This is a genomic window from Rhodococcus sp. NPDC055112, assembly GCF_053607505.1.
Genome location: NZ_JBSGTR010000007.1, coordinates 106,882 through 118,171 on the forward strand (window position 1 = coordinate 106,882; position 11,290 = coordinate 118,171).

General features: G+C 68.8%; 2 protein-coding genes. Both read right to left on the reverse strand.

Annotated features, from left to right (window positions below; translation table 11 throughout):
• Nucleotides 1-325 precede the first annotated feature (325 nt).
• Nucleotides 326-9,856, reverse strand: a complete 9,531-nt coding sequence (locus ACWFRB_RS05980) for an amino acid adenylation domain-containing protein (RefSeq protein WP_452639501.1) — start codon at nucleotides 9,854-9,856, stop codon at nucleotides 326-328.
• A gap of 506 nt (nucleotides 9,857-10,362) precedes the next feature.
• Nucleotides 10,363-11,268: an oxygenase MpaB family protein gene (locus ACWFRB_RS05985; protein ID WP_452639502.1), complete on the reverse strand. Its 906-nt coding sequence runs from the start codon at nucleotides 11,266-11,268 to the stop codon at nucleotides 10,363-10,365.
• Between the last annotated feature and the right edge of the window lie 22 nt (nucleotides 11,269-11,290).

Consider the following 11,290-nt stretch of genomic DNA (forward strand, 5'->3'; position numbering starts at 1 on the left):
GTCGGAACCAGGCCGGTGAGGACCACGGACACGATGGCATCGGCATCCATGCCGCGATCGGACAGTGCCCCCGCCAGCAGCTGCAGACGCTCATCGAGCTCCCGATACGTCGCCGACATACCGTCGACCGACACAACGATCGTGTCCGGGCGGTCCGAGGCGAGAGCGGCGATCGATCGAGTCAGATCCGCAGCAGACAACAGTTCCTCCGAAGCATTCGAGCTGGTTCGTTCGTTTACGCATCACAGAACAGCGAGCCGTCCGATGCGACGAATCACCGCAGCTAAACATACGGGACCGACACAACGGGGCTCGCTGCTGTGGATCAGTGACCGGTCACAAGGCGAACCATCGGATCCTTCGAATGTCGTGCCGCCGCTGCCGCCGCGTCGGCGACCAACCGGTCCACCACGTCGGCGAAGCCGTCGCCGGCGCCGCTACCGCCCGCCGCGAGCAGGATGGTCGGCACCAGGCTGGTCAGGGCCGTCGTGACGATTGCCTCGACCGCCATGCCGCGGTCCGCGAGCGATGCCGTGAGCAGCTTCAGGCGCTCGTCCATCTGCCCATAGGTGACGCTGATCCCGTCGTGCTCGAGAGCGATCTCGGCGGGCACCACCTCGGCCACCGCGGCGACCAGGACCGGCAGGTCGTCGACGGTGGGCCCCGCGATGCTCGGCGACTCGTCGACGGGCGCGCTCCAGATGTCGATGTCGCCGACGATCACCTCGGCGTCGTCGGCCACGGCCGTCACGATCCGCAGGAAGCGATCGGCGAAGCTGGAGACCGTGGCCTCGTCGAAGAGGGCGGCCGCGTAGTTGAACGAGGCGGACAGGCTGGTCACCTTGCCCTCCGCGTCCCGGTTCTCCACGAGGGTCAGCTGCAGGTCGAGCTTGGCCGCGACCAACCCGCTGTCGAACTCCGACGCCGTCAGGTCCGGCAGCTCCAGGGTCGGACGTCCCAGGTTCTCGAACGAGAGCATCACCTGTGCCAACGGCGAGTAGGCGGTCGAACGCTCCGGGTTGAGCCGCTCCACCACGCTGTCGAACGGCACGTCCGCGTGCGCGTAGGCCTCGAGGTCGACCTTCTTGGCCTGCTGGACCACCTGGGTGAAGGTCGCGCCCGGGTCCACCCCCGCCCGCAGGACGAGCGTGTTCACGAACATCCCGACCAGCCCGTCGAGCTCGGCCTCGCCGCGCCCGGCCACCGGGGTGGCGATCGCGATGTCCTCGCCGCCAGTCAGACGGGCAAGCAACACCGCGAGCGCCGCGTGCGTGACCATGAAGAGGGTGGCGTCGTTGCCGCGCGCGATCTCGTGCAGTCGGGCGAGCAGATCCGCACCGATCTCGAAGTCGACCTTGCCGCCGTCCATCGACTGCCGCGCAGGCCGCGGCCGGTCGGTCGGCAACTCGATCAGCGCGGTCATGCCGCTCAGCGTCCGTTCCCAGAAGTCGAGCTGACGCGAGGCCAGCGACTCCGGGTCGTCCTCGGCGCCGAGGACCTCGCGCTGCCACAGCGCGTAGTCCGCGTACTGCACCGGGAGCGGCTCCCAGCCGGGCACCTGCCCGGTGACCCGCTGCCCGTAGGCGAGCATGACGTCCCGTGCCAGCGGTCCCATGGAGGCACCGTCGGCGCTGATGTGGTGCACGACCAGCGCGAGCACGAACTCCTGATCGCCCACCTGGAACAACCGCGTCCGCAGCGGCGGCGACGAGGTCACGTCGAAGCCGTGGGAAGCGAACTCGACCAGCCCGCTGGTCAGCGCCTCCTCCGCGCATTCCACCGGGTCGAGATCGATCGGGACCGAGGAGGCAGGCAGCACGACCTGCCGGGGCACCCCCTCGTCCGCCGGGTAGACGGTCCGCACCGATTCGTGCCGCGCGAGCACATCCGTCACGGCCGAGCCGAGCGCGTCGAAATCGAGGCTGCCGTAAAGCCGCACGGCGATCGCGATGTTGTACACCGGCGAGGCGGTGTCGAGCTGGTTGATCAGCCACATCCGCTGCTGCGCGAGCGAGAGCGGCAGGCGATCCGGCCGATCCCCCGCCGTCAGCGCGGGTCGCGGCGCACGTCCGGCCGTGCTGACCGCGCGCGCCGCGAGGTCCCGCACCGTGGATGCCTCGAACAGGTCACGCACCCCGAGTGCCGCGCCTGCCGCCGAGTTGACCCGGGCAACCACCCGGGTCGCGGACAACGAGTTCCCGCCGAGTGCGAAGAAAGAATCGGTCGCCGACACCCGATCCAGACCGAGCACCTCCGCGAAGATCCCGGCCACCAATTCCTCGACCGGGGAATCGGGCGCAACGAACTCGCTCCCGTCCGAAACGAATTCGGGTTCCGGCAGCGCCTTCCGATCCAGCTTGCCGTTCACCGTCAGCGGCAGCGCGTCGAGCAACACGATCGACGAGGGCACCATGTGCCCCGGCAGGCTCTGACCGAGGAACTCCTTCAACTCGGCGGCATCGACCGCCTCCTCGGAGACCGGGACCACGTACGACGCCAGCAGGATGTCGCCGGACGGACCGGGACGCCCGACCGTGACCGCGAAGTCGACCGATTCGTGGGCGCCGAGCGCGGCGTCGATCTCGCCGAGCTCGATACGGAACCCGCGCACCTTCACCTGGAAGTCGCTGCGGCCCACGTACTCGATGGCCAGGCCGGTGTCGGTGCCGGGCGCCTCGATCCACCGCACCACGTCCCCGGTCCGGTACATCCGGCCACCGGACGCACCGAACGGATCGGCCACGAACCGCTCGGCGCTCAGGCCGGTCCGTCCGTGGTAACCACGGGCCAGCGCGAGCCCCGAGACATACAGTTCGCCGGCGACGCCGACCGGGACCGGACGCAGTCGCGCGTCAAGGACCACGGCCGACACGCCACGGATGGGTCCGCCGATGGTGACGGGCTCGCCCGCGACGAGCCCGTCGCTGATGTTGGTCGCGACCGTGCCCTCGGAGGGGCCGTAGGCGTTGAACATCGCCCGGCCGACGGACCACCGTGCCACCAGGTCAGGGCTGCAGGCGTCGCCGCCGACGACGACCGTGCGGACCGTGTCGAGTCCGGACGGATCGACGGTCGCCAGCGCCGCCGGGGTGACGAAGGCGTGGGTCACGCCCTCGGTCGCCAGGAGCGCGCGGAGCTCCTCGCCTCCGTAGATCTCCGGTCCGGCGATCACCATCGTCGCTCCGGCACCGACCGCGAGCAGCAGTTCGAGTACCGAGGCGTCGAAGCTCGGCGAGGAGAAGTGCAGCGTGCGCGAGGACGCGGACACCCCGTACCGCTCCCGCTGCTCGCTCGCGAAGTTCGCCAGCCCGGTGTGGGTGACGACGACGCCCTTCGGCAACCCGGTGGAGCCGGAGGTGTAGATCATGTAGGCGCTGTGCTCGAGCCGCAGCGGCGCGACCCGCTCCGCGTCGGCCACGGCACCCGCCGCCAGGCCCTCGCAGCGCGCGACGAACTGCGGATCGTCGAGCACGACCCAGGTGACCGACTCGGGCAGCCCGGCACGGTGCGCGGCGACGGTCAGCCCGATGCGCACACCCGAATCGGACACCATGTGGGCGATCCGGTCCTCGGGGTAACCCGGGTCGATCGGCAGATACGCGCCGCCCGCCTTCGACACCGACCACACACCGAGCACGGATTCGACCGAGCGCGGGAGCGCCAGCGAAACGAACGTCTCCGGGCCGACGCCTGCCGCGATGAGCGCGCGGGCCACCCGGTTCGAGCGCTCGTCGAGCTCGGCATAGGTCAGCTCCCGGCCGCCTGCAACCAGCGCCACCGACTGCGGGTTGGCCGTTGCCGCCGCCGAGAGCAGCTCGGGCAGAGTCGATCCCGAGACCGAGCCCGTGCCGCGCACCGGTACCAGCCGGGTGCGCTCGTCGGCTCCGAGCAACTCGATCCCGCCGACGCGTTCATCCTGGTCCGCCGCGAACGCCTCGAGCACCCGCACGAGGCGGCCGAGGAAGCCCTCGACCGCGGCACGGTCGAACACCGACGGCATGTACTTCAGGTTCAGCTCGAGCGTCTCGCCGAGCAGTCCGACGACCGCGAGCGGGTAGTGCGAGCCGTCACGGACCCCGACATCGAGCAGACGCATACCCGCGATGTCGGAGTGTTCGGTCAGCCCCTGCCGGTCGACGGGGTAGGACTCGAGCACCACAAGGGTGTCGAACAGGTTTCCCTTGCCCTGCGCCGTCAGGATCTCGCTGAGACCCATGTGCTGATGGCCGAGGGTCTCGGACTGCTCACGCTGGACGCGGGAGAGCAACTCCGCGACCGACTCCTCGGAATCGAGCTCGATCCGGACGGGGACCGTGTTGATGAACAGGCCGACCATCGATTCCACGCCTGCCAACTCCGGCGGACGCCCCGAGACGGTGGCACCGAAGACGATGTCGTCGCGGGCGGTGAGCTGGCCGAGCACCACACCCCAGGCCGCCTGCAGCAGCGTGTTCGTGGTGACCTCGAGGGAGCGGCCCAGCTCGGACAGCCGCCGGTCGAGGTCGGCGGACAGCGCCGCGGACACCTCATCGGGCACCGTGTCCTCCGCGGCCGCCTCGCTGCGCGCCGCCAGCAGGGTCGGCTCTTCGATGCCGGCGAGCACCCGCTGCCAGCGGGCCTTGGTGGCCTCGGCATCCTGGGCCGCAAGCCACGAGAGGAAGTCCCGGTACGAACGGGCCCTCGGCAGCACGTCGGACGAACCGGCCGCCGCATAGAGGGTCAGCAGATCGCGGATGATCAACGGGGTCGACCAGCCGTCCATCAGGATGTGGTGGTTGGTGACCGTCAGCAGCCACTTCGCGGGTGCCGTCTTGATCAGGTGGAAGCGGGTCAGCGGCGCCGAGCCGAGATCGAATCGGGTGGTCCGATCCGCCTCCAGGATCCGCTCCACCTCGACCGCGGCGGCCTGCGGGTCCATCGACGACAGGTCCGTGTGGGTCCACGGCAACTGCGCGTCGTGCAGCAGCACCTGCAGGACCTCGCCACCGTCCTCGTCCTGCACGAAGGCGGTCCGGAAGTTCTCGTGCCGGTCGATCAGCGCCTGGCCGGCCGTCCGGAGACGATCGGCGTCGACGTCGCCGCCGAGTTCGATCAGGATCTGCGCGGTGTAGACGTCGACGTCCGAGGACAGCAGCGAATGGAAGTACATGCCGTGCTGCAGCGGCGCCAGCGGCCACACGTCGGTGAGCTTCGGGTACCGCTGCTCGAGCCGGTCCACCTGCTTCTGCGACAGCTCAACGAGATTCAGGTCGGACGGCGTCAATCCGCCTGCGTCACTTCCGCTCGCAAAGGTCGCGATCGCCTCGAGGGCACAGGCCCACCAGTGCCCGAGCGATCGGGCCTCGTCCTCGCTGAGCAGTCCGCCCGCGAAAGTGAACGAGGCGGCGAGGTGCGCGTTCGGCCCCTCGCCCTCGATGCCTGCGTTGATCTCGACGGTCGCCGACAGCGGGGTCGTGCCGTCGGTGGTCGACATGAATCCGCCGATGCCGACGGTGTCGTCCGGTGTCCACGGAGCGCCGATGAGGTGCTCTCCGACCGACGCCGTGCGTCCCAGGTAGTTGAAGATGATCTGCGGCTCGGCCATCGCGGCCAGCCGGGCTCCGGTCGCCTCCCCGAGGTGACGCAGCATGCCGTAGCCGAGGCCGCCGTCGGGAACCGCGAGCAACTGCTCCTTGACGGCCTTGACCACCGCACCCGCTGCCGGACCCGCCGCGAGCGCGTCGTCGAGATCCGCGCCCGCGAGATCGAGGCGAACCGGGAAGATACTGGTGAACCAGCCGACCGTGCGGGACAGATCGGCCCCGGCGATCACGTCGTCGTCGCGCCCGTGGCCCTCGAGGGACAACAGGACCGAGGACTCGTCGACGCCACGGTCGCGGCGCCAGCGGGCGACCGCGAGCAACAGTGCCGACAGCAGTCCGTCGTTGACGCCACCGTGGAACGCACGGGGGATGCTGGTCATCACGGCCGAGGTGACCTCGGGCGAGATGTCGATCCGGACCGTCTGTGCGGTCTCCGCCGTGTCGACGGCCGTGTCGAGCGCACGCGAACCGAGCACGGGGTCCGGTCCGTCGAGCACCTCTCGCCAGCGGTCGAACTCATCCGCGCGGGCGTCGCTGCCAGCCTCCTCGGACAGGCTGTGCGCCCACCGGCGCATGGAGGTACCGACCGGCTCGAGCGCCACCGTCTGTCCGGCGGCGGTGTTCGACCACGCGATCGCGACGTCGGGAATCAGCACTCGCCAGGAGACACCGTCGACGGCGAGGTGGTGGATCACGATCAGCAGTCGACCCGCACCCGACGGCGAGGTCGTCCTGACCACGGCCACCATCACCCCGGCCGCGGGGTCTAGTCGGTCGGCAGCCGCGTCGAGCAGTTCGTCGACGGCGGCCTCGAACTCGTCGGTACCGGGCTCGACAGTGAGGGAGACCGTGCGCATGAGGTCTCCGGCACGCACCGCACCGGGTTCGCCGACCTGGAAGATCCACTCCCCGTCCGCATGTCGCGCCAGGCGTGAACGCAGCGCGTCGTGGTGGTCGAGCACGGACTGCAGCGCGTCCCGCAGGTGTCCGTCGTCGACGGCGTCGGGCAGCGTCAACAGGACAGCCTGTGCCAGCCGGTCGAAGCGTCCCCGATCTACCATCCACTGGACCACAGGCAACAGCGGGAGGTCACCGACGCCGCCGCCAGGCAACTCGTCGAGCACGAACTGGACGTCGTCGCTGAGCTGACGGCGCGTGACCACCTCGGCGAGTCCCGCGACCGTCTTACAGTCGAACACGTCGCGGGTGGTGAACACCGCGCCGGCCTCCTTGGCGCGGGAGACCAGCTGGATCGACATGATGCTGTCGCCGCCGAGCGCGAAGAAGCTGTCCTCCACGCTGACCTCGTCGAGGCCGAGCACCTCGGCGAACACCGCGGCGATGGTCTTCTCCATCGCGGTGGCAGGCGCCACGAACGCGGACACCGGGGTCCGGAAGTCAGGTTCCGGCAACGCCTTTCGGTCCACCTTGCCGTTCGCGGTCAGCGGCAGCCGATCCAGCACGATGATCGATGCGGGCACCATGTAGCTGGGCACCAGCTCGCCGACATGACCGATGACGGCAGCGACGTCGAGGTCGGCGCCCGCCGCCGGGACGGCGTAGCCGATCAGCCGCTGCCCGAGATCACTCTCGTGGACCAGCACGGTGGCCGCCACCACGTCCGGGTGCGCGAGGACGGCGGCCTCGATATCGCCCAGCTCGATCCGGAGTCCGCGGATCTTCACCTGGAAGTCGCTGCGGCCCTGGAACTCGAGCTCACCATCGGCGTTCCACCACACCACGTCGCCGGTGCGGTACATGCGCGTTCCTGCGCCACGGAAGGGGTCCGCGACAAACGTCGACGCGGTGAGGCCGAACCTGTTGCCGTATCCACGCGCGACACCGGAGCCACCGACGTACAGCTCTCCGGTCACCCCCGCGGGAACCGGCCGCAGGTGCTCGTCGAGGACGTACAGATCGACGTTGGGGAGCGGCCCACCGATCGGGATCCGCCCATCCGGGTAGCTCGCGTGGTCGACGGTCACCTCGTGGAAGGTCGTCATGTCGGTCACCTCGGTGGGACCGTAGTGGTTGACCAGTCGGGTGCCCGCCGCGGCGAGATGACCCAGCCGGTCCACGCGCATGGCCTCGCCACCGAGGAAGACCGCATCGAGCTTGGGAAGGACACCCCTGGTGTCGTGATCGAGCAGAACGTTGAACAGGCTCGGCGCCATGTTCGCGACCCGCACGACCTCGCTGTCGACGATGTCCAGGACCTCGACCGGATCGAACGGATCGCCGGCGAGATGAACCGACCAGCCCTCCGACAGCCCCACCCAGACGTTCTTCTGGGTGGCATCGAAACTCGGTGAGCCCGCCACGATCAGGCCCTGGCCGGGCTGCAGCGCCACCTCTCCGCGGTACCAGTGCACGTTGTTCGCGAACCCGTGCATCGGGACCAGCGTCGGCTTGGGCCTGCCGGTCGAACCCGAGGTCGAGATGACGTAGGCGATGCGCTCGCCCGCGCACGGCTCGGCCCACCGATTCGCGGGGGCGGTGGGATCGAGTTCGGCGACCGCGGCCTGCGAGATCGGATCGTCGAGCAGGATGACCTGGCCGTCGAATCCGGCCCGCTCCCACGCGCTCGTGGCGACCACGCAGCTCACCGCGCAGTCCTCCAGGATCGACTGCACCCGGTCGGTGGGCAGCGTCGGGTCGACGTAGGCGTACGCGGCCCCCGCCTTCCACGTGGCCAGCATCCCGATGACCCAGTCCACCGACCGAGGCACCATCAGCGCCACGATGTCGTCGGCCCCGACGCCCCTTGCAATCAGCTCGCGCGCGAGCTGATTGGCGCGCCGGTCGAGTTCACCCCTGGTGACGGACCTTCCGGACCCGACAACCGCGACGGCGCCTGCGTCACGCCGAACGCTCTGTTCCCAGCGATCGATGATGTTCGACTCGAAGGGGGCAGACCCGCCCTCGCCGAGAGATCGGAGGTGCTCCGCCTCCCCCACCTCGAGGAGGTCGATGCCGCGCACCTCGGTATCGCGCGAGACCGACAGGAATCGCTCGAGGTAGCTCAGGAACCGGTGGTGGTAGGCGTCGAGATCCGACGCGCTGTAGAGGTTGGGGTTGCCCTCGAAGTCGATCTGCACGCTCTTGCCCGCGACGCTGGGGTAGAGGTTGACGGCGAGGTCCTCCACCGGGCCCGTGCTGAGCACCGTGAACCGGCCGGTGAGGTCACCGAGCCGGATCTCGCGGTGGAACATCATGATGTTGATCGACGGTCCGAAGAAACCGCGCTGCCCGTCGACGGTTCCGGCGTCGCGGCGCATGTCCTCGTGCCGGTACCGCTGGCGCCGCAGGGCGCCGGTCAGCTCGAGGTTCGCCTTTCCGATCAGGTCCTCGACGGTGGTGTCGCCGTCGATACGCAGCCGGATCGGGACGACATTGGACACCATGCCGCCGGACCGGCGCAGCACCGCGGACGACCGAGCGGAGACCGGCAGGCTCAGCACCACGTCGGCGTTACCGGTCATCGCGGCGAGATAGCCGGCGAAGGCCGCGACGATGGCGGGGGTCTCGCCGACGACGCTCGCGGACGCCGTCGCACCGAGCAGCTCGGCCGTGGACGGCGGGACCTGCTCGCCCGCCACGGTGGCATGCGAGTCGACGGGCGCGGTGCGGCCGGCGAGGCTGGGAGCTGCGGGCAGGTCGACGACCCGCTCGATCCAGTACTCCCTGTCACGCTGGAAGCGGTCGGAGTTGCGGTAGACGAGCTCGTCCTCGTAGATCTCGACGAGGTCCGCCGCCTTGCCCGGGGCGATGTCGCTGCCCTCTACGAGAGCCGTGTAGACCTCCGCGGCGCGGTTGAGCATGTTCATCGCGCCGAAGCCGTCGATGGAGATGTGATGGAAGCGGCAGTACCAGTAGCTGCGATCGTCGGCGAGCTTCAGAACCGTCGACACGTTGAGACGCTCGACGAACAGGTCGCGCGCGGATCCGTAGTCGTTGCGCATCCAGGCCTGCGCCGCCGCGATCGGATCCTCGTGCCCCGAGAGATCGACGAACTCGACGCGATCGTCGATCGTTCGATCGATGATCTGCTGGGGAAGGCCGTCATCGGCGATCAGTCGCATGTAGGCAGAGCCGAGCTCCATGCCCGCGAACCGGCAAGCCGCCGTGAGGACGTCTATGTCGAGGACGCCGTCGACCTCGACATACTGCGCGATGTTGAGGGGAACATCTCCTGCGGCCTGCTGAGCGAACCACATGCCACGCTGGGCGGACGAGAGCGGAAACGGTGCGGCATCCTGCGGGTGCGCACTCACCTGCGCCCCTTCATCCGAAGATTCAGCAGGTCCGACCGTACCCAGGGCGTCCAACGTTCGCTCCCCCATCTCGACAACACTCGTCGCTGTATCCCGTCATGGCCCCGCCCAAGCGGCGAAATGGTCTTCCGTTCAGTCCACCCATCTCATCGCCGCTCGAACGATCCGCGTTAGCCGTTTTCCCAAAGGAACCCGGCGCCAGGCGCATAAGTCCACGTCAGCGAGGGTGCCCGCCATCGGTGAACAGTGCGTACGGTCCATCAACCGCGTCGAGGGTCGCTCGATCGGCCAGTACAGGTCGCGGAGCCTGCCTCCACCTCCCAATGACCCCCGTCACAGCACGCAGTCCGCCATAACCTGCAATACAGCAACCGAAATCATCGCACACCGAGGACGGGAGACCCATTCAGCCGACACGCGTTCCGCGCTATTTGCTACCAGCACCCGCCTGTTACTAGCGAGTAACTTAGCCTTCATCACATTTCCGCGAAACCCGCCCGCGCGGACTAGATCAACGCCCTTCCGGCGCCGATCCGCCTGCGAATGTCGCGCATCAGCACGTAGTTGGCTCCGTGCCGGACGAAGCGGGGCAGGAACCGATTGACGAACGAGACGAATACGAACAGGTGCTCGAACCGCCTGCGATCGTCCTCGTTCCACTCGACGCGGAGCTGCTCACGGAACAGCGGCGGCAGGAAACCGACGGTCAGGAAGGTCAACAGGTTCCCGAAGACGAGCCGGAAGGGCCGCGCGATCATGCGCAGATCGACCAGGTCCATGAGATACGCGCGGACCGTGTCGTCCATGGACACCCGCCGGCACGCGTTGTTCCAGTAGTGGTCGAAGTCGGCCCTGGTGGCCGGCCACATCTCCTCGGTGACCTGCAGGGTCGTGCCCAGCGTGCTGGACGACTGATAGAACGACTCCGCCTGCTCCTCCGACATCGTGCCGTGCAGGAGCTGGTGGGTGTCCTCGAACCCGATGTACAGGCAGGCCGCCACCCACAGCTGGAGCTCACGGTTGAATGCGTTGTATCTGACCGGGCTGTTCTCATCCGAGCGCACCTGCCGGTGGGCCACGTTGACCGCCTCCCGGTAGGCGAGACGTTCCTGCTCGGTTCCCAGAATCGCCACGGTGAGGTACTGAAAGGTCGTCCTGGCCCGTTTCCACGGATGGCGCATCAGGCTGCCTGACTCCACCTTGCTCTCGATCACCCCGTAGGCGACCTCGGGCCAACCCAGCTGCATCACCACGTTGGCCGCGCCACCCGCGAACGACCAGAAGTCCAGCGCCTCGGAGATGTGCGCGGGTCGCCGCGTCCACCTGCGTGCGGACGAGGTGATCCGGATCCGGGTCTGCGCCGTGGTCAGGGCCGGTCCGGCCGCCGTGACCTTCGAGTAGTGCGTTGGCATCGCGTTCCCCTGTCCTCGTGAC